This window comes from Salmonella sp. 741265116_PST, assembly GCF_046567715.1.
Lineage (GTDB): Bacteria > Pseudomonadota > Gammaproteobacteria > Enterobacterales > Enterobacteriaceae > Salmonella > Salmonella enterica.
Window position 1 is genome coordinate 13,050 of the sequence record NZ_JBKFPH010000006.1, and the last position, 24,233, is coordinate 37,282.

Annotated in this window: 28 protein-coding genes; 9 read left to right on the top strand and 19 right to left on the bottom strand. The window is 54.3% G+C overall.

From position 1 onward, the window contains the following. Positions 1 to 79 precede the first annotated feature (79 nt). On the top strand, positions 80 to 1,087 hold the full coding sequence (locus ACLD11_RS05980) for a DUF1202 family protein (RefSeq protein WP_411012075.1): 1,008 nt from the start codon (positions 80 to 82) through the stop codon (positions 1,085 to 1,087). A 90-nt stretch (positions 1,088 to 1,177) separates the two neighbouring features. On the opposite strand, the gene hemW is transcribed toward ACLD11_RS05980, so the two are convergent. Genes hemW through ACLD11_RS06005 form a run of 5 tightly spaced genes read right to left on the bottom strand, consistent with a single transcriptional unit; the run spans position 1,178 to position 4,484 of the window. Next, positions 1,178 to 2,314, bottom strand: coding sequence for a radical SAM family heme chaperone HemW (hemW, locus tag ACLD11_RS05985; protein WP_411014671.1), 1,137 nt, complete (start codon positions 2,312 to 2,314; stop codon positions 1,178 to 1,180). Further along, positions 2,307 to 2,900 (bottom strand): XTP/dITP diphosphatase, encoded by a 594-nt coding sequence (locus ACLD11_RS05990; RefSeq protein ID WP_411012076.1) that lies wholly within the window; start codon positions 2,898 to 2,900, stop codon positions 2,307 to 2,309. Before ACLD11_RS05990 ends, hemW begins: the two co-directional genes overlap by 8 nt. 7 nt (positions 2,901 to 2,907) lie before the next feature. Further along, positions 2,908 to 3,198: a DUF167 family protein YggU gene (yggU, locus tag ACLD11_RS05995; RefSeq protein ID WP_001277203.1), complete on the bottom strand. Its 291-nt coding sequence runs from the start codon at positions 3,196 to 3,198 to the stop codon at positions 2,908 to 2,910. Beyond that, positions 3,195 to 3,761, bottom strand: a complete 567-nt coding sequence (locus ACLD11_RS06000; RefSeq protein WP_001094848.1) for a YggT family protein — start codon at positions 3,759 to 3,761, stop codon at positions 3,195 to 3,197. The genes yggU and ACLD11_RS06000 overlap by 4 nt, the downstream gene beginning before the upstream one ends. 18 nt (positions 3,762 to 3,779) lie before the next feature. After that, entirely contained in the window at positions 3,780 to 4,484 is a 705-nt protein-coding gene (locus ACLD11_RS06005; RefSeq protein ID WP_411014672.1) for a YggS family pyridoxal phosphate-dependent enzyme, read from the bottom strand. Between the two features lie 17 nt (positions 4,485 to 4,501). Here ACLD11_RS06005 and ACLD11_RS06010 point away from each other — a divergent pair, with 17 nt between their 5' ends. Then, positions 4,502 to 5,482, top strand: a complete 981-nt coding sequence (locus ACLD11_RS06010; protein WP_023212705.1) for a type IV pilus twitching motility protein PilT — start codon at positions 4,502 to 4,504, stop codon at positions 5,480 to 5,482. A 129-nt stretch (positions 5,483 to 5,611) separates the two neighbouring features. Further along, entirely contained in the window at positions 5,612 to 6,298 is a 687-nt protein-coding gene (locus ACLD11_RS06015; protein ID WP_411014673.1) for an IclR family transcriptional regulator, read from the top strand. A gap of 46 nt (positions 6,299 to 6,344) precedes the next feature. Here the strand turns inward: ACLD11_RS06015 and ruvX are convergent, their stop codons facing one another. The 8 genes from ruvX to metK all read right to left on the bottom strand — a co-directional run bounded on the left by ruvX (position 6,345) and on the right by metK (position 13,735). Beyond that, a complete protein-coding gene (gene ruvX / locus ACLD11_RS06020; protein ID WP_000017096.1) occupies positions 6,345 to 6,761 on the bottom strand; it encodes a Holliday junction resolvase RuvX in 417 nt (138 codons plus the stop codon). Continuing rightward, positions 6,761 to 7,324 carry a YqgE/AlgH family protein gene (locus ACLD11_RS06025; protein WP_411014674.1) on the bottom strand — a complete coding sequence of 188 codons (564 nt, stop codon included), beginning with the start codon at positions 7,322 to 7,324 and terminating at the stop codon, positions 6,761 to 6,763. The genes ruvX and ACLD11_RS06025 overlap by 1 nt, the downstream gene beginning before the upstream one ends. Before the next feature lie 215 nt (positions 7,325 to 7,539). Then, positions 7,540 to 8,487 carry a glutathione synthase gene (gene gshB, locus ACLD11_RS06030; protein WP_000593248.1) on the bottom strand — a complete coding sequence of 316 codons (948 nt, stop codon included), beginning with the start codon at positions 8,485 to 8,487 and terminating at the stop codon, positions 7,540 to 7,542. A 19-nt stretch (positions 8,488 to 8,506) separates the two neighbouring features. Continuing rightward, a complete protein-coding gene (gene rsmE, locus ACLD11_RS06035; RefSeq protein ID WP_058331719.1) occupies positions 8,507 to 9,238 on the bottom strand; it encodes a 16S rRNA (uracil(1498)-N(3))-methyltransferase in 732 nt (243 codons plus the stop codon). 76 nt (positions 9,239 to 9,314) lie between these two features. Then, positions 9,315 to 10,022: a deoxyribonuclease I gene (endA, locus tag ACLD11_RS06040; RefSeq protein WP_000286114.1), complete on the bottom strand. Its 708-nt coding sequence runs from the start codon at positions 10,020 to 10,022 to the stop codon at positions 9,315 to 9,317. A 95-nt stretch (positions 10,023 to 10,117) separates the two neighbouring features. Further along, positions 10,118 to 10,615, bottom strand: a complete 498-nt coding sequence (locus ACLD11_RS06045) for a SprT family zinc-dependent metalloprotease (protein ID WP_000856775.1) — start codon at positions 10,613 to 10,615, stop codon at positions 10,118 to 10,120. A gap of 78 nt (positions 10,616 to 10,693) precedes the next feature. Beyond that, on the bottom strand, positions 10,694 to 12,088 hold the full coding sequence (galP, locus tag ACLD11_RS06050; protein WP_183059934.1) for a galactose/proton symporter: 1,395 nt from the start codon (positions 12,086 to 12,088) through the stop codon (positions 10,694 to 10,696). 492 nt (positions 12,089 to 12,580) lie between these two features. Beyond that, on the bottom strand, positions 12,581 to 13,735 hold the full coding sequence (metK, locus tag ACLD11_RS06055) for a methionine adenosyltransferase (RefSeq protein WP_001062140.1): 1,155 nt from the start codon (positions 13,733 to 13,735) through the stop codon (positions 12,581 to 12,583). Between the two features lie 73 nt (positions 13,736 to 13,808). Between metK and ACLD11_RS06060 the strand changes: the two genes are divergently transcribed. From ACLD11_RS06060 to speB, 5 genes are all read left to right on the top strand, one after another. Further along, positions 13,809 to 14,090 carry a hypothetical protein gene (locus tag ACLD11_RS06060; RefSeq protein ID WP_183059933.1) on the top strand — a complete coding sequence of 94 codons (282 nt, stop codon included), beginning with the start codon at positions 13,809 to 13,811 and terminating at the stop codon, positions 14,088 to 14,090. A gap of 59 nt (positions 14,091 to 14,149) precedes the next feature. After that, positions 14,150 to 14,299 (top strand): hypothetical protein, encoded by a 150-nt coding sequence (locus ACLD11_RS06065; protein ID WP_001751809.1) that lies wholly within the window; start codon positions 14,150 to 14,152, stop codon positions 14,297 to 14,299. Positions 14,300 to 14,384: 85 nt separating this feature from the next. Next, the gene (yqgB, locus tag ACLD11_RS06070) at positions 14,385 to 14,516 is read left to right on the top strand and encodes an acid stress response protein YqgB (RefSeq protein WP_000729109.1); all 132 of its coding nucleotides are present in this window, start codon (positions 14,385 to 14,387) and stop codon (positions 14,514 to 14,516) included. Between the two features lie 8 nt (positions 14,517 to 14,524). Beyond that, positions 14,525 to 16,501, top strand: coding sequence for a biosynthetic arginine decarboxylase (speA, locus tag ACLD11_RS06075; protein ID WP_001278462.1), 1,977 nt, complete (start codon positions 14,525 to 14,527; stop codon positions 16,499 to 16,501). A 228-nt stretch (positions 16,502 to 16,729) separates the two neighbouring features. Continuing rightward, positions 16,730 to 17,650, top strand: coding sequence for an agmatinase (speB, locus tag ACLD11_RS06080; protein ID WP_000105550.1), 921 nt, complete (start codon positions 16,730 to 16,732; stop codon positions 17,648 to 17,650). Between the two features lie 100 nt (positions 17,651 to 17,750). Here speB and ACLD11_RS06085 read toward each other — a convergent pair whose 3' ends face one another. Further along, entirely contained in the window at positions 17,751 to 18,509 is a 759-nt protein-coding gene (locus tag ACLD11_RS06085; RefSeq protein ID WP_000701830.1) for a M48 family metallopeptidase, read from the bottom strand. 275 nt (positions 18,510 to 18,784) lie between these two features. On the opposite strand from ACLD11_RS06085, the gene tkt reads away from it, so the two are divergent. Next, the gene (gene tkt / locus ACLD11_RS06090) at positions 18,785 to 20,776 is read left to right on the top strand and encodes a transketolase (protein WP_000098658.1); all 1,992 of its coding nucleotides are present in this window, start codon (positions 18,785 to 18,787) and stop codon (positions 20,774 to 20,776) included. 43 nt (positions 20,777 to 20,819) lie between these two features. Here the strand turns inward: tkt and ACLD11_RS06095 are convergent, their stop codons facing one another. From ACLD11_RS06095 to ACLD11_RS06115, 5 genes are read right to left on the bottom strand one after another with little or no spacing between them, the layout of a single operon-like run. Further along, positions 20,820 to 21,476, bottom strand: coding sequence for an ABC transporter ATP-binding protein (locus ACLD11_RS06095; RefSeq protein ID WP_411014675.1), 657 nt, complete (start codon positions 21,474 to 21,476; stop codon positions 20,820 to 20,822). Beyond that, positions 21,470 to 22,147 carry an ABC transporter ATP-binding protein gene (locus tag ACLD11_RS06100; protein ID WP_001517914.1) on the bottom strand — a complete coding sequence of 226 codons (678 nt, stop codon included), beginning with the start codon at positions 22,145 to 22,147 and terminating at the stop codon, positions 21,470 to 21,472. The genes ACLD11_RS06095 and ACLD11_RS06100 overlap by 7 nt, the downstream gene beginning before the upstream one ends. Continuing rightward, entirely contained in the window at positions 22,135 to 22,842 is a 708-nt protein-coding gene (locus tag ACLD11_RS06105) for an energy-coupling factor transporter transmembrane component T (protein WP_000553271.1), read from the bottom strand. The genes ACLD11_RS06100 and ACLD11_RS06105 overlap by 13 nt, the downstream gene beginning before the upstream one ends. Further along, positions 22,843 to 23,421, bottom strand: a complete 579-nt coding sequence (locus tag ACLD11_RS06110; protein WP_000124001.1) for an ECF transporter S component — start codon at positions 23,419 to 23,421, stop codon at positions 22,843 to 22,845. A 25-nt stretch (positions 23,422 to 23,446) separates the two neighbouring features. Continuing rightward, the gene (locus ACLD11_RS06115; protein ID WP_183059929.1) at positions 23,447 to 23,872 is read right to left on the bottom strand and encodes a PPC domain-containing DNA-binding protein; all 426 of its coding nucleotides are present in this window, start codon (positions 23,870 to 23,872) and stop codon (positions 23,447 to 23,449) included. Between the last annotated feature and the right edge of the window lie 361 nt (positions 23,873 to 24,233).

Sequence of the window (24,233 nt, forward strand, 5' to 3'; positions counted from 1 at the left end):
ACCAACACTATTACCTTGCTAATTATCATCCTGGTTATGATAATCGTGGGCGTCATGTTTCTGGACGGGAGGTCCACAAGTGGTTCGACAATGGATTGCTGGCGCAGCGCTGTTTGTCCTGATTTCAGGCTATAGTTGGGCAGAGGTTGCTCAACCCTCCGATAACATCTTAAAAGAACAGTTTAGTAAGCAGTACCACGGCATACTTAAACTGGATTCCATTACCTTAAAAAATCTTGATTCGACGGGCAATCAGGCCACCTGGTCTGCCGAAGGGGATATTTCTTCCCGTGAAGATATGTATACCGGCGTTGGTATGGCGGCGGATTATTATTTTGTTGAAAAAACCTGGACCAAAGATCGTCCCGTTAAATTTTCTGCCATGTTAACCAGCAAAGGGACGCCAGCCTCTGGCTGGACGGTGAGCTATTACTCATTACAAATGGCAGCCAGCGATCAGGGCCGGGCTATTGACGACATTAAAACGAATGATAAATACCTGATCGTCAACAGTGATGACTTTAACTATCGGTTTGGCAACATTGAAGCCTCCTGGCGTGCGCAGAAAGCGTCGATCCCCGGTCTTGAAGAACAACTCTCTGCCCTGGATAAGAAAATAGCGGCAGCTAAAAAAGAAGCGGACGCGTATTGGGGAAAAGGCGCTGATGGGAAACCGTTGACCCGCGCCGAGGCGTTTAAAAAGACGTTAAAAGAGCGCGATGATTATGTAAAAGCCAACGATAGCAGCGTATATGCCGAGAAATACGAAAAAGAGGTCTATCAACCGGCATTAGACGCGTGCCGTAAGCAGAGTGAGCCGTGCAATGAAGCGGCTATTCAGCAGAAAAGAGATTTAGACATACACGAGCAACGGCGGCAGGTATTTTTGAAATCAGAAGAGCTGCGTCGAAAAGCGCAGAATGACTGGATAACGTTAGAGAAAGGACAATATCCGCTGAATATAGCGGTACAGAAACTTCAGATGCAACAGAGTGATATCCGCATGAAAATCATGGATATTAATGACGGTTACGAGCGCTGGAAAAAAGATACGGACGATTTACGTCGTAAAGGGGTTATTAAATAATGTGCTTGCCGGCGGCGCATTAACCGCCACAGGTTGGTAAGCGTCGCGCCATCAGGTATTTTACCCGCTGGCGCGACAGGCTTATCCTTGTTATTCCGCGAGAAATAACTCAAGAAGAGAGTTTAAAAACAGTTTACCGTGCCGGGTAATCTGCCAGTATTGCTCGCATTCGGTCAGATAGCCCTGGGCAATAGCCTCGTCGATTGGCTGACGAATAACCGCTTCCGTAAGCCCGGTATAGGCGACAAATTCGGCGCGAGGCGCGCGCTCCAGCAACCGAAAACGATTCATAAAGAACTCAAAGGGTTTATCGTCATCACTCACGTCACGCTGGCTTTCCAGGTAACGTCCCTGCATATAACCGCGTGGGTGACGGGTTTTGGTGGTGCGCAGGATCCTGCCGCCCGGGAAGGTGACTTTACCGTGGGCGCCGCAGCCAATACCCAGATAGTCGCCAAAGCGCCAGTAGTTCAGATTATGCTGGCACTGATAACCGGGTTTGGCATAGGCCGACGTTTCGTATTGCTGATAGCCCGCGGCGGTTAATAACTGGTGGCCCTGCTCAAAGATATCCCACAGAGCGTCATCGTCCGGTAAAACCGGCGGACGCGAACCGAACAGAGTGTTGGGTTCAATCGTCAATTGATACCATGAGAGATGCGGCGGATTAAGCGCAATCGCCTGTCGCAAATCGTTCAGCGCCTCTTCCAGCGTTTGGTCCGGCAATCCATGCATCAAGTCGAGGTTAAAGCTGCGTAGCCCAAGCCCATTTGCCAGTCTTGCTGCCCGCATCGCCTCTTGTGGACCGTGAATACGGCCAAGACGTTTCAGCTTAGGCTCACTAAAGCTTTGCACGCCAATGGAGATCCGGTTTACGCCAGCGCGCTGATAGTCGATGAAGCGGTCGGCTTCGACCGTGCCGGGGTTCGCTTCCATGGTAATTTCCGCATCCGCCGCCAGATTCAGGCGCGTACGCACGCCGTCCAGCAGCGTTTGCATCGCCGGTCCGGAAAGCAGGCTTGGCGTACCGCCGCCAATAAAAATGGTCTTTACTTCACGCCCTTGCGCCCAGGCGACGTCGGCATCCAGATCGCTTAACAGATGCTGGACGTAGTCGTCATGCGGTACCTCGCCCTTCAACGCATGGGAATTGAAGTCGCAATATGGACATTTTTGTACACACCAGGGAATATGAATATAAAGACTGAGCGGCGGTAGTTTAGCCATTGCGTAACGCATCCAGCAGCAGCTTGAGCGCTTGTCCACGGTGGGAAATCGCGCTTTTTTCTTCACGGGTCAGTTCTGCGGCGGTTTTGCCTTCAGACGGTACGAAGAAAATGGGATCATAGCCAAATCCGCCATTTCCGGCCGCCTGCCGAGTAATGACGCCTGGCCAGCTACCGTGACAGACTATCGGTGTGGGATCTTCGGCATGACGCAAATAAACCAGCACACAATGGAATCGCGCCTGGCGTTTGTCGTCCGGAACATCTCGTAGAGTATGCAGCAGTTTTTCCAGATTTTGCTGATCTGTCGCGTTTTCGCCAGAATAGCGCGCGGAATAGATACCCGGCGCGCCGCCTAAAACGTCAACGGCCAGACCGGAGTCATCGGCAATGGCGGGCAGACCGGTCATTTTAGCGGCATGGCGGGCTTTGAGAATCGCGTTTTCAATAAACGTCAGGCCGGTTTCTTCCGCGGAATCGACGCCCAGTTCCGTTTGCGCTACCACATCAAGCCCAAAATCGCTTAACAGCGACGCGAGCTCGCGCACTTTACCGGCGTTGCCGGTTGCGAGAACAATTTTTTGCATGGAATACCTACTCAGTTAACGCCGCAATTTCCGGCGGGATCTGTTGCGGGTGAATAATTTTTACCTGTTTGTGACGGCCCAGCTCGCCTTTTTCGATGACGATCTGACTTTTCGCCACGCGAAACTGCTTACCGAGAAACTTGATCAGATGGCTGTTTGCCTGACCGTCAACCGGCGGGGCGGTAATGGCGACTTTCACCTCGTCGCCATGTAAGCCCACAATACTGTCGCGGCTGGCTTTCGGCTGAATATAAAGCCGTAACACCAGACCGTCTTCGCAGCGAGTCACAGCACTCATAGCGCCATCCACAGCCCCGGCAGCAACATGTTGCCTGTCGCTTGTAAGACTTCAGCGATCCCCATATTAACGACATACAGCAGCAGCACCAGAACCATCGGCGAGAAGTCGATGCCGCCCATCGCAGGCAGTATACGGCGAATCGGGCTGAGCAGCGGCTCGGCAAGCTGAATCAATACATATTCAATCGGGCTACGACCCTGGCTCACCCAGCTCATGATAGCCATGACCAGCAGCACCCAGAAGATCAGCAGGCCGATTGTTTTAAGTAAGATAAGCACCGCGGCAATCCAGATAATCGCCTGAAACGTAATGACCTTAAACAGCACTATCGCCTTAATAACGCTAAGAATAAACGCCACCAGTAGGGAAGCGCTGTCGATCGGCCCCATTGGCGGGATAATACGACGCAGCGGTCCGATGATGGGCTGCGTAATTTTCACCACGAACTGGGAGAAAGGGTTGTAAAAGTCACAGCGGGCCCACTGCATCCACACGCGCAATAATAGCACCATGGTATACAGCTCAATTACCGTTGAGAGCAGGAAGGTCAACGTATTCATGGCGTTCCTCAGTTTTCCTTAATTTTTTGTGTAATCACGAGCACCAAAGATAGCGGTGCCGATGCGCACCATTGTGCTACCTGCCGCAATCGCGGCTTCCATATCGTCGCTCATACCCAGAGATAAGGTATCAACGTCAGGGTAGCGCGCTTTCAGCCCGGCAAATGCTACAGCCATTTGACGTGCGACTTCAAACTGCCTTACATAATCTGACTCTGGCGCTGGGATCGCCATCAGTCCGCGAAGCCGCAGACGCGGCAGTGTAGCCACCGACGCGGCCAGCTCATCCAGTTCCGCCAGCGGAATGCCTGATTTGCTGTTTTCATCGCTGATATTAATTTGGATCAGAACATTTAGCGCTGGCAGATTATCCGGACGCTGTTCGCTCAGGCGCGAGGCGATACGCAGGCGATCGATGGTATGACACCAGTCAAAATGCTCGGCCACCAGCCGACTTTTGTTGGACTGTAAAGGGCCTATAAAGTGCCAGTGCAGGCCTTCCACTTTCGCTTCCTGAAAGTGGCGGATTTTTTCCACCCCCTCTTGTACATAATTTTCACCAAATGCCCGTTGTCCGGCGGCAATGGCTTCTGCGATGTCGCTCGCAGGTTTGGTTTTACTCACTGCAAGCAACGTAACTTCTTCTGAAGAGCGGCCGCAACGCGTTGCCGCGGCGGAGATTTTGTCCCGGATGTGTGCCAGGTTATGCGCGATATCGTTCATTTTCCGAGGATGTTTATATGAATATGGAAGAAATTGTGACGCTTAGTGTAAAGCATAACGTCTCGGATCTACACCTGTGTAACGCCTGGCCTGCGCGATGGCGCAAACAAGGACGCATGGAGATCGCGCCTTTTACCGCGCCAGATGTCGACAGGCTTCTGCTTGATTGGCTTAATGACGCGCAACAATATCAGTGGCGAACGCACGGCCAGCTTGATTTCGCCGTCTCGCTGGCCGGCACGCGGCGCCTGCGCGCCAGTGCGTTCACACATCAACAGGGAACGTCGCTGGCGCTACGGCTATTGCCCGAGCGTTGTCCTGATCTGGCGGAAATCCAGACGCCGCCGATAGTACCCGCACTGCTTGCCAGCGAGAACGGACTGATTCTGGTCACTGGCGCTACTGGCTGCGGGAAGTCCACCACGCTGGCGGCGATGGTGGGATATCTTAATCAACATGCCGATAAACACATCCTGACGCTGGAAGATCCTATTGAGTACCGTTACACCAGCAAGCGTTGCCTGATACAGCAGCGGGAAATCGGCCAGCATTGCGCCACTTTTGCCGCCGGGCTGCGCGCGGCGTTGCGTGAAGATCCCGATGTCATTTTGCTGGGAGAGCTGCGTGACAGCGAGACCATTCGCCTGGCGCTGACGGCGGCGGAAACGGGGCATCTGGTACTGGCAACCCTGCATACTCGCGGTGCGGCGCAGGCGGTGGAAAGATTAGTGGATAGTTTTCCGGCGCAGGAAAAAGAACCGATACGCAGTCAACTGGCGGGTAGTCTGCGCGCCGTACTATCGCAAAAACTGGAGGTCGACAGGCAGGATGGGCGCGTGGCGTTGTTTGAATTACTGATTAATACGCCAGCCACAGGGAATTTGATCCGTGAAGGCAAACTCCATCAGTTGGCCCACGTGATACAAACCGGGCAGCAGCAGGGGATGATGACATTCGCCCAGAGCGCGCAATGGCGTCAGGCGCAGGGACGGCTGTAGCGAACATGGCGGCGTAGGGGGGGTAAAGTGTTGACTGGCGCGGTGGATTGAACGGCATACAGGCTTGTATCCTGGCGAACCGGCGTTAAAATCGCAGCTTTGTTAAAACCACAGCGAAGCCATTTAACGATGTCATCACAACCGAATCAAAGCCTGATAGATGGCATTCGCTGTCTGCAATATCTGGTCTCCAGCGACCGTGCTATCGGATGTCGCGAGCTTGCCCGGCTGATGGATGTTAATACCACGCGCGTTAATCGCCTGTTAATGACGATGGCCTCTATTGGACTCACGATGCAGGATGAGCACCGACGCTATTTACCCGGGCCAGGCATTCATGCTTTGGCGGCGCAGGCGATTCGCGGTTCAGCGCTGTTCTCCCATGCGTTGCCTATCCTTGAGCGCCATGCGCCCAGAGACATCGTGGTGGCATTAGGCGTGCTATGGGAGGACCAGATTATCTATATTTATCACTCTACGCCGGGGTCGCAGGGAAGTCAGGCGCTGGCGGGGTTTCGCATGTGCCCGGTCTGGCAGTCGGTAACAGGAGTGGCGTTACTGGCGGCAGAAAGCGATGAGGCGCTAATGCAGCGTTTTACTCCGGAGCAGTGGCGTAATCTGGCACCGCATGTGGCGCAGCAGCGCCAGCGGGGATACGTGCTGTGGCATCACGCTGATGGTGAAGTTTCTATGGCGCAACCGCTAGGCAAGCACGCCGCAGCGCTGGCCTTTGCGGGAATGTGGCGGATTGATGAGGCGGAGGCGGCTGCGCGTTTACAGGCGTTGAAGGCATTAAACCAGCTTATTGCCCACTAAGCCTGGCAACCGTGACCGCGTTATCCGCCTGCTGACAAAAACGGCTTTAATACCCCTGTTCAAAATAGCTTTCGAGGATAATCACGGCGGAGGCCGAGTCCACTTTGCCTTTGTTCAGCGCGCGATATCCACCTCGTTCAAACAGACCGGAGCGTGCTTCAACGGTGCTGAGTCGTTCATCGTGCAGCGTGACAGTTACCCCGAAACGCCCATGAATACGGTTGGCGAATTTACGTGCGCGCGCCGTCAGCGGTTGTTCAGTGCCATCCATATTAAGCGGTAGCCCGACAATAATTTCGTCTGGCTGCCACTCTTTCAGCAAACGTTCAATGAGCGTCCAGTCGGGCGTGCCGTCCTGTGCTTTGATTGCCGGAAGCGGACGGGCGGTGCCGGTAATGCGTTGTCCTATTGCAACGCCGATGCTTTTTGTGCCGAAGTCAAAGGCCAGTAAGGTGCCGCTCATCAGGCGTGCCCCGCAACGCCAGGCATGGTCAGAATATCAATGCCAATAAGTTTTGCCGCTTCGCGCCAGCGCTCGGCAATGGGCGTTTTGAACAAAATATTGAGATCGGCGGGCGCGGTAAGCCAGGCGTTATCAAGCAACTCTTGTTCAAGCTGGCCTTTATCCCAGGAGGCGTAGCCCAGCGCGACCAGCACATCGGAAGGCTGTTTTTGGGTTCCTAACGTTTCCAGCACATCGCGGGAGGTGGTAATCACGGTATTGTCTGAGATACGAATGCTGGAGGCGAAACGTGACGGCGGAGTATGGAGAATAAATCCGCGATCTTCCGCCAGCGGGCCGCCGAGCATTACGGCTTTATCAAGACGAATTGCCGAATCGCGCGGTTCCGGCGTAATTTTTAGTTTTTCCAGAATCCCTTCAATTTGCAGATTTTCCAAAGGCTTATTAACAATAATCCCCATAGCGCCGTCCTGGTTGTGCTCGCAAATATACACCACGGAACGGCGGAAAATCGGGTCCTGGAGCGCAGGCATGGCAATAAGAAAGTGATGCTGTAAATTCATTGTCAGAGGTTCTGTTTCCTGGTTCAAAAAAACGACAGCGTTCAGTATGTGGGGAAAGCGGACGGTTGTCACTCATATAAGCCGTCTTTTGCCAAAGGACGGCGGCCTTATCGGGCAATAGATTGCCGGATGGCGATGCTGATGCGCCGCCTTATCCGAGCGGGGCGGCGTGATTGCTCAGGCCCGGTAAGCGCACGCCACCGGGCAATAAACCTTTACTTCGCCAGACGCGCTTCGATGGCGTCCATCAACATCCCGGTGATAGAGATCGGGTATTCCGCTTCAATTTCACGCACGCAGGTTGGGCTGGTCACGTTAATTTCCGTTAAGCGGTCGCCGATAATATCCAGACCGACGAAAATAAGCCCTTTGGCTTTAAGCGTCGGCCCAACGCGGCGGGCGATTTCCCAGTCGCTTTCGCTCAGCGGACGGGGTTCGCCGCGACCACCAGCCGCCAGGTTGCCGCGGGTTTCGCCGCCCTGCGGAATACGCGCCAGGCAGTAAGGCACCGGCTCGCCGTCGACGACCAGTACGCGCTTATCGCCATCTTTGATCGCGGGCAAATAGTTCTGCGCCATGCAGTAGCGGTTGCCCAGCTCGGTCAGCGTTTCGGCAATAACGCCTATGTTAGGATCGCCTTCCTTAACGCGGAAAATGGACGCGCCGCCCATACCGTCCAGCGGTTTCATAATGATATCGCCGTGCTTTTCCCAAAACGCTTTGAGCTGCGCTTTATTGCGCGTTACCAGCGTTTCCGGCGTCAGATCGGCAAACCAGGCAGTATACAGTTTTTCATTACAGTCGCGCAGGCTTTGCGGTTTGTTGACGATAAGCGTCCCTTCCTCTTCAGCGCGTTCCAGAATATAGGTCGCATAAATAAACTCGGTATCAAACGGCGGATCTTTACGCATCAGGATAACGTCGAGGTCGGCGAGTTTAATCTCCTGCTCGCTGCCGAACTCGTACCATTTATCGTAATTTTGCTCCACGCTCAACGTTCGCGTGCGGGCGCGGGCTTCGCCGTTAATCAGATAAAGGTCGGCCATCTCCATATAATGAAGTTCATAACCACGACGTTGGGCTTCCAGCAGCATAGCGAAACTGGTGTCTTTCTTGATGTTGATGTGTGCGATGGGGTCCATCACGATGCCGAGCTTGATCATTATTTTCTCCGTTAACGCTTCATCCTAAGTCGCCAAAACGCACCTGTAGCGCGGTAATGGCGGTGAGCGCGGTTGTCTCAGTACGCAGAACGCGAGGTCCTAACAGAATATCAGTAAACTGATAGCGCGCGGTCATCGCGATTTCGTCCGCCGACAGCCCGCCTTCCGGGCCGATCAGCAGTCGGACGCGTTCAACCGGCAGCGGCAGAGTGTTGATGCTGGCATGGGCGCGCGGATGAAGATTGAGCTTCAGCCCGGAATCTTGCTCGGCGCACCAGGCTTCCAGCGCCATCGGCGGGCGAATTTCCGGCACCCGGTTACGCCCGCATTGTTCGCAGGCGGCGATGGCGATCTTTTGCCACTGCTGGCGCTTTTTGTTCAGACGTTCATTATCCAGTTTAACGCCGCAGCGCTCAGAGAACAGTGGCGTAATGAGGCTTACACCTAGTTCGATCGATTTCTGGATAGTAAATTCCATTTTTTCACCGCGCGACATCACCTGGCCCAGATGGATATGTAGCGGCGATTCACGATCGTCGATTTCGCCTTTCATCACTTGCACTTCAACGCTTTTCTTAGTGGCGCTAATGATTTCAGCATCGAATACCTGATTGCTGCCGTCAAACAGCTGTAACGCTTGTCCCGCTCCCATGCGCAGTACACGACCAATATGGTTGGCCGCATCTTCGCATAACGAAATCTGCGTACCGGACGTCAACAATTCAGGGTGATAAATGCGGGGAATACGCATAATAAAAAAATCCGCGTCATGGCCCCGGCGTTTGGCTATCCAGGGCATGGGTTAACAAGAATCCCGCTAGTGTAGGTTAGCTCTTTCGCGCCTGGCAAGCGCGTTGCACATAGGGATTATGATTACCCTGGACCTTCGCGATACGCGCATCGCGCTCGCACTCCCAGGCGGTAACGGGGTACTGCTTATCCCAGACGTTAAAAAGCTGCGTTTGTTGGCGGGAAAGTTTCAGTTGGTATTGGTCGCGCATATAAAAATAAGTGCGGGCGATTGCGCCACGGGCGCGGGCGGGCGGCTCGGCGATTTTCGCTTTAAAATCCACTTTCATGGCGCATTGCCCGTACTGACCTTCGCCGCCGTTCCACTGGCTATACATAAAGTTGCCGCGATCGCCATTCACTTCGCCAATCGCGGGTTGCAGGTTATGCATATCGCTTTCCATTTTGCGGTAGACAGGGTCTTTAGCGCAGTTTTTTCGCCCGCCGTCCTGCCAGCACTGGCGCTGATGACCGAATTGCCAGGCGGGGACAACGTGCTCCCACTCAATGCGTCTGGCGCGATTCTCGTTTTTACGCACCTTATAGCCGCAGGACTCCAGGTCTACGACGCCTTTTTTACCCTGCCAGCGGATTTGGCACCCGCAGTAAAAGCTGCCGGGCGCGTCAGCATTGACTTTGACGCTCGCCGCTTTGGCCTGAGAAAAATTGTTAATGCCATCGGCCAGGGCCTGGTCTGAAAACGCTGCGGCCAGCAACGCAGCGGCAAAAGAAAAATTACGGTACATTGCACACTCCATAGCAAAACGAGCCCGCAACGTAACGAAAGTTGTGTCTGTATGCAATCAGTCCGCTCAAGAAAGTTCCCGGACGTTTCGGGAAACTACCCGGCGACCAGTGGTTCGCCGCAGTGAACGCAACGATAAACCGCTTCGCCGCGTACTACCCGATTATGACGGCGGACGGTGAGTTGATGTTGCTGGCATTGGCAATGGTAGGGAAAGGTATTGCGCCGTACGGATTGCAGCGCAAATTGATGAGTACGTCTGGCCGGAACGCCCAGCACGCTTTCCATCATCCACTTCCATTCCTTGCCATGCGGAGCCTTGCGTCCGAAGTGCTTCCACACCAACAGATGCGCCAGTTCATGCGGCACGACCTCTGCAATAAATGTGTCGATGTTTTCCAGCAGTAACACCGGGTTGAGGCGGATTTCGTAGCTCTCCAGCCAGGCGGTGCCCGCCGAGGTGCCGCGTTGCGTATACACCAGTTTCGGCTCCGGATAATGTCTATCGAGCTTGAGGTTCGCTTGGGCGAGATTTTCCCGCAGACGGCGCATCACGGCCTGCTGGATAGCGATAGGGAGACGAGGGGTTTTCATAGCGGCAGAGAATAGTGCGACGGAAGAGGGACTGCAAGAAAAACGCTTCCTCCTGTGGCAGGAGGAAGCGTGGAGGGGTTAGTCGTGGGCGCCGATTTCGCGCAGTTTACGACCTTTCATCAGGTTACGTTCAATGTGTTCCAGCGAAACGTGTTTGGTTTCCGGCACCAGCCACAGGGTCAGCAGGATAAACAGTACGTTCAGGCCCGCGTAGACCCAGAAGGTGTTGGCGTTACCCAGATTGTTCAGCATGGTCAGGAACGTTGCGCCGACGATCATATTGGCGATCCAGTTGGTCGCGGTGGAGCAGGTGATGCCGAAATCACGGCCTTTCAGCGGCTGGATTTCGGAGCACAGTACCCAAATCAGCGGACCAGCGCTCATCGCAAATCCAATGATGAACATCAGCAGCATAGCGATAGCGAAGTATTGCGCAGACGGCGAATGGATGCCGATGTGCATCATCGTACCCAGAATCCCCATACCAATCGCCATGACCAGGAAGCCCAGCGTCAGAGTCGGCTTGCGGCCCCAGCGGTCAACCAGGCCGATAGCGATGAAGGTTGCCAGTACGTTAGTCAGACCAACAATAACGGTGCCCCACATCTGCTCCGTGGTATTCGTGTACCCCGCCAGTTCGAAGATTTTCGGCGCGTAATACATGATGACGTTCATCCCGGTAAATTGCTGCATGACCTGCAACAAAATGCCAAGAAACACGGCGCGGCGGAAGTTGCTGTTCTCTTTGAACAGCGCCCAACCGCTCTGTTTAACCTGCAAACTTTCGCGAATTTCATCGAGCTCACGTTTTGCTTCCGCACTGGTGTCACGCAGGCGCAACAGGACGCGTTCAGCATCATGGAAACGGCGTTTCGCCGCAAACCAGCGCGGGCTGTCCGGCAGGAAGAAGACGCCGATCAGCAGCAGAATGGCCGGGATGATGATCACGCCGAGCATCCAGCGCCATGCGCCGCTGTAGCTGAACGCGGTATCGGACAGATAAGCGCCCAGAATCCCGATGGTGATCATGAGTTGGTACATTGAGATCATACTGCCGCGAATTTTTTCCGGCGCGATCTCGGACAGGTACAACGGTGCAGTGTAGGAAGCGACGCCGACGGCCAGACCCAGCAGCACGCGAGAAAGAATCAGGACTTCAACGTTAGGCGCCGCAGCGGAGAACAGCGAACCGGCGACGAACAGGATAGCGCCGATCATCAGGCTTTTTTTACGACCCAGCTTAAAGGAGAGCCAGCCGCTGCCGACAGCGCCGACGGCCGCGCCAAACATCATGGAGCTGACCACCCATTCCTGAGTGTGTGCGGTAATTTGAAACTCGTCGGTAATGAAGGGTAAAGCACCGGCGATAACGCCGATATCCAGGCCAAAAAGTAATCCTGCCAGGGCTGCAAGAAAGCAGACAAAAAATGTCATGGCCTTGTTGGAACGCCCTTGTTTTTTATTGTCAGGCATTATGCCCTCCGGTTGGGTTAGCAATTTTATCGATGTTAAGAGTAGGTGAGTACGCCGTAAAAAGATGTGAGGCTAATCACAATGGTGTAATCGTTTACACTACTATTTATCGCAGTGATTATTTAATCATATGAAAAATAATAGTTTTAATAATCTTATAACCATATCAATCGCCTAGTATTCAGACAAAGTTGAAAAACTATGTAATATTTTCATCGCAGAATTAGCATACCGATAGTGATGTGGTCAGTTCTTAATGAAAATGAATGTAACCGCTTTCATGGTGACTGAAACTGAATGATAAAAAGTGTAGTCGAAGAAACGAAAGGGGAGAGTGGATTGTGCTGCGCATCACAAAAAGGTCAGTATAAATACACGCTGGAATATCTGATAACGTTGCGTGTATCAGTAATGATAAAGGCCAGCAGGGCGCTGACCTTTATAAGTACGGTATGGTTTACCTGACTGAAAAACAGCGTCAGGCGCGGGCGATTATTTCAGACCGGCAGCGTCGCGCAGCAGTTGCGCTTTGTCGGTTTTTTCCCATGGGAAGTTTTCGCGACCGAAGTGGCCGTAAGCCGCGGTTTCTTTGTAGATCGGGTGCAGCAGATCCAGCATCTGAATCAAACCGTACGGGCGCAGGTCGAAGAATTCGCGCACCAGCAGAATCAACTGTTCAGCAGGCACTTTTTCAGTACCGAACGTTTCCACCATGATGGACGTTGGCTCCGCTACGCCGATAGCGTAGGAGACCTGGATTTCACAGCGATCCGCCAGACCTGCCGCCACGATGTTTTTCGCGACATAACGCGCAGCGTAAGCTGCAGAACGGTCAACTTTAGACGGATCTTTACCGGAGAAGGCACCGCCGCCGTGACGCGCCATACCGCCGTAGGTATCAACGATGATCTTACGACCGGTCAGACCACAATCGCCCATCGGGCCGCCGATAACAAAACGACCGGTTGGGTTGATAAAAAACTTAGTGGACGTATTTAACCATTCAGACGGCAGAATGGGTTTAATGATCTCTTCCATCACCGCTTCTTGCAGCGATTTTTGGTCGATATCTTCTGCGTGCTGCGTAGAGAGAACCACGGCGTCGATACCGACGATTTTGCCGTCGTCATACTGGAAAGTGACCTGGCTTTTTGCATCCGGACGCAACCATGGCAGGGTGCCATTTTTACGCACTTCAGCCTGACGCTGTACCAGACGGTGCGCGTAGGTGATTGGCGCAGGCATCAGTACGTCGGTTTCATTTGTCGCGTAGCCAAACATCAGGCCCTGGTCGCCCGCGCCTTGTTCCAGCGGGTCTGCGCGGTCAACGCCCTGGTTGATATCCGGAGACTGTTTGCCAATTGCGCTCAGTACCGCGCAAGAGTTGGCGTCAAAGCCCATGTCGGAATGCACATAGCCAATTTCGCGCACCGTATTACGGGTAATCTCTTCGATATCGACCCAGGCGCTGGTGGTGATCTCACCGCCAACTAAAACCATGCCGGTTTTAACGTAGGTTTCACAGGCGACGCGTGCTTTCGGATCCTGTTGCAGGATAGCGTCCAACACGGCATCAGAGATTTGGTCGGCGATTTTGTCAGGATGCCCTTCTGATACGGACTCAGACGTAAAAAGGTGTTTTGCCATATTTAATTTCACCTAAGGAGAATTTAGTTAGCTCAAACTGTTGTGCGGAATAGTCAAGGTAGAAGATTCTACCATGAGTCTGAAGGTCACTGACACTGGCAGTCTGAGTGTTAATCAGTATGGATGGATTAACATCTGGACGGCTATTTTAGGTCACTTCTTCGCTCAATTTCCAGCTTTTTTTGAAGGCCGTCGCATTGTCGGTCAAAATCAGGCGGTAAACCTTTCTGACGATGCTGACATTATGCGCATTTATGCTTTGCTTTTTTTCTGTGTTCTGGGTATAAAACGCGGCGCGCGGCTCATACAAAAGCACACGACGTTTTCTTCGTGTCGCCACTTCCAGCCGGGTTAAAACGTTGCTTTGGCTTGTGGGTTCGTCTTACGAGGCGGCCGTGGAGGTGATACGAGATAATGAACCGTTGTATTCTGCTGAATCTGTCGCATCGTTCTGGTGCGCGCATGTCTCCCGCAATCTGCATCTCTGCTTTGCATACCTGCCGATGTTATACCCATCTCGGCGCTTCTCAGGATTCCAGAGCCGGCAATGGCGCTGAAGACTGAACAAGGGCGCTCTTGTTAACGCAAGAGTTTTCTCGTGGTTTCGCCGAACCGTTATCTGTGAGTTCGGTTACGTGTTTACAATGATATGAAAAAGAAACCGGTCGCGCAGGCGGAGCATCAGCGCTATCTGCTGGAAAATCCGCTTGTCTATGGGTTGTTATCGCGTCTTCGGATTGCGATAGTAGTCAACTGTTTTACACTTGCTAATAAAAATTGAGGTTCGCTATGTCTGACGACATATCTATGGGTTCGCCTTCGTCAGCAGGCGAACAGGGTGTACTACGCTCCATGCAGGAGGTTGCAATGAGCTCCCAGGAAGCCAGCAAGATGCTGCGCACTTACAATATTGCCTGGTGGGGCAATAACTACTACGACGTCAACGAGCTGGGCCATATTAGCGTATGCCCCGATCCCGACGTACCGGAAGCGCGTGTCGATCTTGCCAAACTGGTGAAAGCGCGCGAAGCGCAAGGCCAGCGTCTGCCGGCGCTGTTCTGCTTCCCGCAGATCCTGCAACACCGTTTGCGTTCAATTAACGCGGCGTTTAAGCGTGCGCGTGAATCTTACGGTTATAACGGCGACTACTTCCTCGTTTACCCGATTAAGGTCAATCAGCATCGCCGCGTGATCGAGTCCCTTATCCATTCCGGTGAACCGTTGGGGCTGGAAGCGGGGTCGAAAGCGGAACTGATGGCGGTGCTGGCGCATGCCGGCATGACCCGTAGCGTGATCGTCTGTAATGGTTATAAAGACCGTGAATACATTCGGCTGGCGCTGATTGGCGAGAAGATGGGCCATAAGGTTTATCTGGTCATCGAAAAGATGTCTGAAATCGCGATTGTGCTGGAAGAAGCCGAACGCCTGAACGTGGTTCCTCGTCTGGGCGTGCGTGCGCGTCTGGCCTCTCAGGGGTCCGGTAAGTGGCAATCCTCCGGCGGCGAAAAATCAAAATTCGGCCTGGCGGCGACCCAGGTGCTGCAACTGGTGGAGACCCTGCGTGACGCCGGGCGTCTGGACAGTCTGCAATTGTTGCACTTCCACCTGGGATCGCAGATGGCGAACATTCGCGATATCGCGACCGGCGTGCGCGAGTCCGCGCGTTTCTATGTTGAGCTGCATAAGCTGGGCGTGAATATCCAGTGCTTCGACGTGGGCGGCGGTCTGGGCGTGGATTATGAAGGTACCCGCTCGCAGTCCGACTGTTCCGTGAACTATGGCCTGAACGAATATGCCAATAACATCATCTGGGCGATTGGCGATGCCTGCGAAGAGCATGGTTTACCGCATCCGACGGTGATTACCGAGTCTGGCCGCGCCGTCACTGCGCACCATACGGTACTGGTCTCTAACATTATCGGCGTGGAGCGTAACGAATACACGGATCCGACTGCCCCTGCTGAAGATGCGCCGCGCGCGCTGCAAAATCTGTGGGAAACCTGGCAGGAGATGCATAAGCCAGGCACCCGCCGCTCGCTGCGTGAATGGCTGCATGATAGCCAAATGGATCTGCACGATATTCATATCGGCTACTCTTCCGGCGCGTTTAGTTTGCAGGAGCGCGCCTGGGCGGAGCAACTTTATCTCAGCATGTGCCATGAAGTGCAGAAGCAACTGGACCCGCAAAACCGTGCGCATCGTCCGATTATCGACGAACTGCAAGAGCGGATGGCGGACAAAATGTACGTCAACTTCTCGCTGTTCCAGTCAATGCCGGACGCGTGGGGAATCGATCAGCTCTTCCCGGTGCTGCCGCTGGAAGGGTTAGATCAGGTACCGGAACGTCGTGCCGTGCTGCTGGATATTACCTGTGATTCCGATGGCGCTATCGACCACTATATCGATGGCGACGGTATCGCCACGACGATGCCGATGCCGGAATACGATCCAGAGAATCCGCCAATGCTCGGCTTCTTTATGGTCGGCGCCTATCAGGAGATCCTCGGTAACATGCACAACCTGTTTGGCGATACTGAAGCGGTTGACGTGTTTGTCTTCCCGGATGGTAGCGTCGAGGTTGAGCTGTCGGACGAAGGCGATACCGTTGCGGATATGCTGCAATATGTGCAACTGGATCCGAAAACGCTGTTAACGCATTTCCGTGACCAGGTAAAACAGACGGATCTGGACGATGCGTTGCAGCAGCAGTTCCTTGAGGAATTTGAAGCGGGACTGTACGGTTATACTTATCTTGAAGACGAGTAGTCGTTGATGCCCGGTGGCGCTGCGCTTACCGGGCCTACGAATGCAGGCTGGATAAGGTAAAGCCGCCACCCGGCAGAATGCTATACTCACTTGAACCCGTATGAATTAACGGCGATAATTCGCCGCAATAGCGATTTACAAATCAATCCCTTCCTCGTCGGGTTTAACGACGCGGAGGGGATTTTTTTTCATCTGTTTTAATGCAACGACTCTAAAAGAGGTCAGGACATGAGCACCTTAGGTCATCAGTACGATAACTCACTGGTTTCTAATGCGTTTGGTTTTTTACGTCTGCCAATGAACTTCCAGCCGTATGACAGCGATGCCGACTGGGTGATCACTGGCGTACCGTTTGATATGGCAACGTCCGGTCGCGCTGGCGGTCGTCATGGCCCGGCGGCGATCCGTCAGGTGTCGACCAACCTCGCCTGGGAACATCACCGTTTCCCGTGGAATTTTGACATGCGCGAGCGCCTGAACGTCGTGGACTGCGGCGATTTAGTGTATGCGTTTGGCGATGCCCGTGAAATGAGCGAAAAATTACAGGCGCACGCTGAAAAACTGCTGTCTGCAGGCAAGCGTATGCTCTCTTTCGGCGGCGACCACTTCGTCACACTGCCGCTGCTGCGCGCCCACGCGAAACATTTTGGCAAAATGGCGCTGGTACATTTTGACGCGCATACCGATACCTACGCTAACGGCTGCGAATTCGATCACGGCACGATGTTCTACACCGCGCCGAAAGAAGGCCTGATCGATCCGCATCATTCGGTACAGATCGGTATTCGCACTGAGTTTGACAAAGACAATGGCTTTACCGTGCTGGATGCCTGCCAGGTCAACGATCGCGGCGTGGATGATATTCTCGCTCAGGTGAAACAGATCGTCGGCGATATGCCGGTCTATCTGACCTTTGATATCGACTGTCTGGACCCGGCGTTTGCGCCTGGCACCGGTACGCCGGTGATCGGCGGTTTGACCTCCGATCGCGCCATTAAGCTGGTACGTGGTCTGAAAGATCTGAACATTGTCGGTATGGATGTGGTGGAAGTCGCGCCGGCTTACGATCAGTCGGAGATCACCGCTCTGGCGGCTGCGACGCTGGCATTAGAAATGCTCTATATCCAGGCGGCGAAGAAGGGCGAGTAAGTTGTTTTGCCGGATGGCGCTTCGCTTATCCGGCCTACAGCTGATTGATGCTTGTAGGCCGGATAAGGCGTTCACGCCGCCATCCGGCACTGTTCGGGGGTTATTTGATCCCGTCTGCGCTCATACGATCGCGCACATGCTGTGCGCGTGCGGCGGACGCCGGGTGATCGTCGAACATTGAGCTTTGACGACCCGCTTCCAGTTTTGCCAGTTTCTCAAAGCTGGTGGCGAGTCCTGCCGGACTGATACCGCGTTTGCGCAACAGATCGTAAGAATAATCATCCGCTTCGGACTCCTGACGCTGGGAGAACTGCGAGTTCACCAGTTTTTCGCCAAGATCGCCAAGCTGCGATTGCGACAGGCTGCCGACTACTCCTCCTGCCGATGCCGCCGCGACGCGCACGGCGTTAGTGCCCAGCGCGACCTGCATCCCTTTCTTTACATGACCCAGCGCGACATGGCCCATTTCATGGCCGATCACGGCTTCAACTTCGTTGTCGGTCATCATATCCATCAGTCCACTGTAGACGCGGATACAACCGTTCGCCATGGCAAACGCGTTGACGTCTTTCGTCTCGTAAACCTTATAGTTCACCGGCTGGCCGTTAATGTTATCCCCCAGCGCGGCGGCAATTTTTGCCAGTCGTTTAGTGTATTCGCTGCTCGCCGGCGCGATTTTCGCTTTGCTGTCGAGCTCTTGACAGGATTGATCGCTCAGCGCTTTTACCTGCGCATCGCTTAACGTATAAGCCTGAAAAGCTTCAGCGCCCGAAGAAAGCAGTCCATTAGAGTCCATATTCTGGCAACCGGTCAGCACCGTTGCCATGCCCAAAGCAAGCAGTAAAGCGCGAATTTTCATTTTTCTCTTCCATACGAATCAATATTATTTTGAAATGCGCCCGTTGCAGATGAATTAGCGCCTGGGTTAAGTATAAAGAAAAGCGTGGCAGGCAAGTTAGCTAATTGCGCAACATGCGAGCACGATCCGGAGATTTCTGAAGCGGTAAAAGGATGTTCCATGTACATGACGCACGGCTTGGGGTAAATTGTTGGCAAATTTTCCGGCGTAGCCCAAAACGCGCTGTCGTCAAGTCGTTACGGGCATGGCCTTTCAACATCCGATCTGGAGTCAAAATGTCCTCACGTAAAGAGCTTGCCAATGCTATTCGTGCGCTGAGCATGGACGCAGTACAGAAAGCCAAATCCGGTCACCCGGGTGCCCCGATGGGTATGGCTGACATTGCCGAAGTCCTGTGGCGTGATTTCCTGAACCACAACCCGACCAACCCGTCCTGGGCCGACCGCGACCGCTTCGTGCTGTCCAATGGCCACGGCTCAATGCTGATTTACAGCCTGCTGCACCTCACCGGCTATGACCTGCCGATGTCCGAACTGCAGAATTTCCGTCAGCTACATTCAAAAACCCCTGGTCACCCGGAAGTGGGCTACACCGCTGGCGTTGAAACCACTACTGGCCCGCTGGGTCAGGGTATTGCCAACGCCGTCGGGATGGCGATTGCCGAGAAAACTCTGGCGGCGCAGTTTAACCGTCCTGGCCACGACATCGTTGACCACTTCACCTACGTCTTTATGGGCGACGGCTGCATGATGGAAGGCATTTCTCACGAAGTGTGCTCTCTGGCTGGTACTCTGAAACTGGGCAAACTGATCGCGTTCTATGATGACAACGGTATCTCTATCGATGGTCACGTTGAAGGCTGGTTCACCGATGACACCGCGAAACGTTTTGAAGCCTACGGCTGGCACGTTATCCGTGGCATTGACGGTCACGATGCCGACGCCATTAAACGCGCCACGGAAGAAGCCCGCGCCGTGACTGACAAACCGTCCCTGCTGATGTGCAAAACCATCATCGGTTTCGGTTCGCCGAACAAACAGGGTACCCACGATTCCCACGGCGCGCCGCTGGGCGACGCGGAAATCGCGCTGACCCGCGAACAGTTGGGCTGGAAATACGCGCCGTTCGAAATCCCGTCTGAAATCTACGCCCAGTGGGATGCGAAAGAAGCCGGCCAGGCGAAAGAATCCGCATGGAACGAGAAATTCGCGGCTTATGAGAAAGCCTTCCCGCAGGAAGCTGCTGAATTCACCCGTCGTATGAAAGGCGACATGCCGGCTGACTTCAATGCGAAAGCGAATGAATTCATCGCTAAACTGCAGGCGAATCCATCCAAAATCGCCAGCCGCAAGGCCTCCCAGAATGCCATCGAAGCCTTCGGTCCGCTGTTGCCGGAATTCCTCGGCGGCTCTGCAGACCTGGCACCGTCTAACCTGACCCTGTGGTCCGGTTCTAAGGCTATCAACGAAGACGCGGCGGGTAACTACATTCACTACGGTGTGCGCGAATTCGGTATGACCGCTATCGCCAACGGTATCGCCCTGCACGGCGGTTTCCTGCCGTACACCTCCACCTTCCTGATGTTCGTCGAATATGCCCGTAACGCAGTGCGTATGGCAGCGCTGATGAAACAGCGTCAGGTGATGGTCTATACCCACGACTCCATCGGTCTGGGCGAAGATGGCCCGACGCACCAGCCGGTCGAGCAGGTGGCAAGCCTGCGCGTAACGCCGAACATGTCCACATGGCGTCCGTGCGACCAGGTTGAATCCGCGGTGGCGTGGAAATATGGCGTAGAGCGTCAGGATGGCCCAACCGCGCTGATCCTCTCCCGTCAGAACCTGGCGCAGCAGGAACGTACTGAAGAGCAACTGGCGAATATCGCCCGCGGTGGTTACGTACTGAAAGATTGTGCAGGCCAGCCGCAGATTATCTTCATTGCGACCGGTTCTGAGGTTGAGCTGGCGGTTGCCGCTTACGAAAAACTGACTGCCGAAGGCGTGAAGGCGCGCGTCGTGTCTATGCCGTCCACCGACGCATTCGACAAGCAGGATGCGGCTTACCGTGAATCCGTGCTGCCGAAGGCGGTCTCTGCGCGTGTGGCGATTGAAGCGGGTATCGCTGACTACTGGTTCAAATACGTCGGCCTGAACGGCGCTATTGTCGGGATGACCACCTTCGGTGAATCCGCCCCGGCAGAGCTGCTGTTTGAAGAGTTTGGCTTCACGGTGGACAACGTGATCGCCAAAGCGAAAGCGCTGCTGTAATCCTTAATACGGCATAAAACGGGTCGCTTCGGCGACCCGTTTTTTATTCCCCCTTTGACAACCTGCCGTTTTCCAGCCGTACCACCCGTGAAAAATGACGCTGGGTAAACGCAGCGTCATGGCTAATCGCCACGACGCTGGTTCCCCGTGCCCGGCATGTCGCCAGCCAGTGTTCAAATACGGTTAGCCAGTGGGCGTCAAAATCCCGGCTGGGTTCATCCAGCAATAACACAGGCGGTGCCATCGCCTCCAGACTGGCGACCGCCACCATCCGGCGCTGCGCGGCGTGCAGATCAAGCGGGTGTGCCTCGGCGACGTCCGTTAGCTGGCATAACCGCAGCGCGGCCTGCGTGCGCCGTGAAATTTCCTCCGCCGATAAGCGCTGTAGTTCCAGCCCAAAAGCGACCTCTTGCGCGACATTGCTGTGGAAAATCTGGTTTTCCGCTTCCTGAAAGAGTACGCCGATAGCGGCGGCGCGTTGACGATTTTTAAGCTGCGCAATCGGCTCTCCATTAAGCGTTACCGAGCCGGAAGTGGGGGAAAGCAGGCCGGCCATAATCCGTAACAGCGTTGATTTTCCCGCGCCGTTATCGCCGGTCAACGCCAGCCATTCGCCGTCCTGAAGTTCAAGCGAGATAGCGTGCAGACAGTCGGCTGCGGCATCCGGCCAGCGATAAGCGACCTGATTTAACGTCAACATAATGGGGTTAGCGCTCCGTCACGCAATTGCCATACCCGCTGGCATCGCGTCAGAAAAGGAAAATGATTACGCTCAAAAAGCACAATGAGAGAATGACGTTCCAGCGCCCACTGTTGTAACCGTTCCAGCAGTGTCCCGGTGGCCGCTGACGTCAGCCGACTGAAGGCTTCATCAAGAACTAACAGTCTGGGCTGCATGGCAAGCGCGCTGGCAATTACTACCCGCTGCGTTTCGCCGCCGGAGAGCGTGCCGGGATGGCGATGGCGTAACGACTGGCAGTTTGTCAGAGTCAGCGCCTCGTCAATGCGCCGTAGAATTTCCGCTTCATGGAGGCCGAGATTCTCCGGGCCAAACGCCACCTCTTCCTCTACGCTAAAGGTACAGCCGGAAAGCTGTAAATAAGGCGATTGCTGCACCAACTGGATGGTGGGCGACTGTTCTACCAGCGGGAGCCGCCCGATAGGGACGCCAAGCAGTAAGCCTGTGCCGTCAATATCACCGGGGAGATAATCCGGATACCAGCCAGCCATCAGTTGTGCCAGCGTACTTTTTCCGCTGCCGTTATCGCCGACTATCGCCACTATTCCGGGTGTTGAATAGTGGAAATCAAAACATGCCGGCGGGCGTGTCGCATCGGACGGAAGATAACGAAACTGCTCTAACGTAACCATATCCATACTCCCGCTTCCGCCAGTATTAGCAGTACCATGCCATACCGCGCAACCCGTTGTAACACGCTATCTTTCGGCGCCCACAGCGTGGTTCGGGCGCGATGCAGCCGAAACCCCCGCATATCCAACGCCGCGCCGCGTATTGTCAGATCGTTAAGCGCATTTTGCGTAAGCGGCACGATCAGCGCAGGCATTGCCCGTAGCCGCTGATACCAGCCTTCATCCAGCGGTACGCCGCGCGCGCGCTGGGCTTCATGAACGATCGTCAGTTGTCGTTTGAGCTGTTCGACGACCAGCAACGGGCCAGCGAACAGGTAAGCGATGCCGGGGGGCAGACGTGAAGCGAACAGGGCGCGAATAAACCGCTGAACCGGCACATACTGCATCCATAGCTGCGACGTCGACACGATCGCCAGCAGACGTAGCCATAGCGTAACGGCATATACCCAGCGCTGCGGATCGCGAGGCTGTCCGCTTATCCATTCCGTTAGCCAACCGCCATGTACCAGCCATAGCCCAAACCCTAAAGACAGCATCAGCCAGGCGACATACTTCGCCCGCCGCCGCGTTGATTTCAGCGCCAGCAGACAGAGGAAGGCCGCTGCGCTATAAACCGGGAGCACGGTCTGCGCAGGGAGTAGCAGCGTGGTGCAGGCCGCCAGCGCCCATAAGGTTAACGAGGTAAACGGATGCATTTAGCGTACGGCTGACATCGCAGGAAAATGCCGTGTCGTACGTAACGGTAGCTGACGCAGCAGCACCCAAACGATGATCGCCGTCAGAATTTTATCGACCAGATTAGCGCCTATGACGGTAATCGCGACTGACTCCACCAGGTTTTGGCCCATTGAATGCATCCAGGCGACGAACAAATCAGCGCCGCTGCCGGTAACGCCGCCAAAAAGCGCGGTACGAAGCGGTACGGCGACCAGCGTCACCGCTAACGTAATGACGACGCCGCTGACGATCACTTTGGGCAGGGTACGAAACCAGCCTGCGCGCGCCAGCCACCCGGCGACCAGACCGATAACCATCGCTACCGGGGCAAACGCGGCAGCGATAGGATCGGTAAGCAGCCCCCACAGCAAGTTGGTCAGAAGCCCAGTCAACATGCCGATGAACGGCCCTAACAGTACCGCACTAATTAAGGTGCCGATCGAGTCGAGAAAAATAGGCAGCTTCAACATGCTAATAAGCTGTCCGCCAATCATATTGATGGCAATAGCGATGACAATCAGCACCAGAGACTGGCTGGAAAACGGGCGACGCGCCATAAAGTACCTCTTAAAGAGTCGTCAATTAACGGGAAGAAATATGCAGTTCGTCATAACCGGAAATGGCGCACGGTTGACGGCTGAACGTCAGCGCTGGCAGCTCGCCGATAACCAGCTCCAGCGTGGTACGGACGGTACACCCTGGCATCATATGGCCGCCGAGCATGGCCCCGTAGGGATCCGATACCGCGAGATGCAGATGCTCGCCGGTCAATTCAAGCGTGCCGTTTAGCGAGATAACTTCAAACGTGCCGGTGAGCGATGTGGTCGCCTCTTGCCCGGCATAACGCAGCGCAACATCGGCCAGACTGCCGGTACACCCTGCTATCCAGGCTGCACGTAATTGGTTCTGTTGCACAAAGGCGTGTAATTGGGAAAACACTTCCTGGCCGGGAAGCAGACGAAGCGCGTAAAAGCGCGCTGTAGAGGCATTGTGGTGAGATACAATCATCGTTACAGGACTCCGAGACTCGGACGTGGCGCTGATAATATAGACGCTGGCGACAGCGCTTTCTGATATAAATCAGTATTTGTGACGCGACGATGAAAAGATCTGACGGATGTACTGGTGATTCTTAAATATGGAATAAATTGCAGCGTAAGCGGCCATGAAATGTGATGCAGGTCAGATAACTGTCTTCTTCGACTGGACAAACATTCCTTTTATTCCCCGTTTCGCTTATTCTAGCTGAAGCGTTTCAGTTAATTAAATGTTCGACAATTAACCAATCAGTCGCAGTTTGCGACAGGTGAGGTTTTACTCGACGATGAGCTGCATTACTCTGTCAGCCTCATCTGAATCGGGATAGCCT

Excerpts from the sequence above, each read along its gene's own strand:
- hemW (WP_411014671.1), bottom strand. The coding sequence starts at position 2,314 with ATGGCTAAACTACCGCCGCTCAGTCTTTATATTCATATTCCCTGGTGT.
- ACLD11_RS05990 (WP_411012076.1), bottom strand. The coding sequence starts at position 2,900 with ATGCAAAAAATTGTTCTCGCAACCGGCAACGCCGGTAAAGTGCGCGAG.
- yggU (WP_001277203.1), bottom strand. The coding sequence starts at position 3,198 with ATGAGTGCTGTGACTCGCTGCGAAGACGGTCTGGTGTTACGGCTTTAT.
- ACLD11_RS06000 (WP_001094848.1), bottom strand. The coding sequence starts at position 3,761 with ATGAATACGTTGACCTTCCTGCTCTCAACGGTAATTGAGCTGTATACC.
- ACLD11_RS06005 (WP_411014672.1), bottom strand. The coding sequence starts at position 4,484 with ATGAACGATATCGCGCATAACCTGGCACACATCCGGGACAAAATCTCC.
- ACLD11_RS06010 (WP_023212705.1), top strand. The coding sequence starts at position 4,502 with ATGAATATGGAAGAAATTGTGACGCTTAGTGTAAAGCATAACGTCTCG.
- ACLD11_RS06015 (WP_411014673.1), top strand. The coding sequence starts at position 5,612 with ATGTCATCACAACCGAATCAAAGCCTGATAGATGGCATTCGCTGTCTG.
- ruvX (WP_000017096.1), bottom strand. The coding sequence starts at position 6,761 with ATGAGCGGCACCTTACTGGCCTTTGACTTCGGCACAAAAAGCATCGGC.
- ACLD11_RS06025 (WP_411014674.1), bottom strand. The coding sequence starts at position 7,324 with ATGAATTTACAGCATCACTTTCTTATTGCCATGCCTGCGCTCCAGGAC.
- gshB (WP_000593248.1), bottom strand. The coding sequence starts at position 8,487 with ATGATCAAGCTCGGCATCGTGATGGACCCCATCGCACACATCAACATC.
- rsmE (WP_058331719.1), bottom strand. The coding sequence starts at position 9,238 with ATGCGTATTCCCCGCATTTATCACCCTGAATTGTTGACGTCCGGTACG.
- endA (WP_000286114.1), bottom strand. The coding sequence starts at position 10,022 with ATGTACCGTAATTTTTCTTTTGCCGCTGCGTTGCTGGCCGCAGCGTTT.
- ACLD11_RS06045 (WP_000856775.1), bottom strand. The coding sequence starts at position 10,615 with ATGAAAACCCCTCGTCTCCCTATCGCTATCCAGCAGGCCGTGATGCGC.
- galP (WP_183059934.1), bottom strand. The coding sequence starts at position 12,088 with ATGCCTGACAATAAAAAACAAGGGCGTTCCAACAAGGCCATGACATTT.
- metK (WP_001062140.1), bottom strand. The coding sequence starts at position 13,735 with ATGGCAAAACACCTTTTTACGTCTGAGTCCGTATCAGAAGGGCATCCT.
- ACLD11_RS06060 (WP_183059933.1), top strand. The coding sequence starts at position 13,809 with ATGAGTCTGAAGGTCACTGACACTGGCAGTCTGAGTGTTAATCAGTAT.
- ACLD11_RS06065 (WP_001751809.1), top strand. The coding sequence starts at position 14,150 with ATGAACCGTTGTATTCTGCTGAATCTGTCGCATCGTTCTGGTGCGCGC.
- yqgB (WP_000729109.1), top strand. The coding sequence starts at position 14,385 with ATGAAAAAGAAACCGGTCGCGCAGGCGGAGCATCAGCGCTATCTGCTG.
- speA (WP_001278462.1), top strand. The coding sequence starts at position 14,525 with ATGTCTGACGACATATCTATGGGTTCGCCTTCGTCAGCAGGCGAACAG.
- speB (WP_000105550.1), top strand. The coding sequence starts at position 16,730 with ATGAGCACCTTAGGTCATCAGTACGATAACTCACTGGTTTCTAATGCG.
- ACLD11_RS06085 (WP_000701830.1), bottom strand. The coding sequence starts at position 18,509 with ATGAAAATTCGCGCTTTACTGCTTGCTTTGGGCATGGCAACGGTGCTG.
- tkt (WP_000098658.1), top strand. The coding sequence starts at position 18,785 with ATGTCCTCACGTAAAGAGCTTGCCAATGCTATTCGTGCGCTGAGCATG.
- ACLD11_RS06095 (WP_411014675.1), bottom strand. The coding sequence starts at position 21,476 with ATGTTGACGTTAAATCAGGTCGCTTATCGCTGGCCGGATGCCGCAGCC.
- ACLD11_RS06100 (WP_001517914.1), bottom strand. The coding sequence starts at position 22,147 with ATGGTTACGTTAGAGCAGTTTCGTTATCTTCCGTCCGATGCGACACGC.
- ACLD11_RS06105 (WP_000553271.1), bottom strand. The coding sequence starts at position 22,842 with ATGCATCCGTTTACCTCGTTAACCTTATGGGCGCTGGCGGCCTGCACC.
- ACLD11_RS06110 (WP_000124001.1), bottom strand. The coding sequence starts at position 23,421 with ATGGCGCGTCGCCCGTTTTCCAGCCAGTCTCTGGTGCTGATTGTCATC.
- ACLD11_RS06115 (WP_183059929.1), bottom strand. The coding sequence starts at position 23,872 with ATGATTGTATCTCACCACAATGCCTCTACAGCGCGCTTTTACGCGCTT.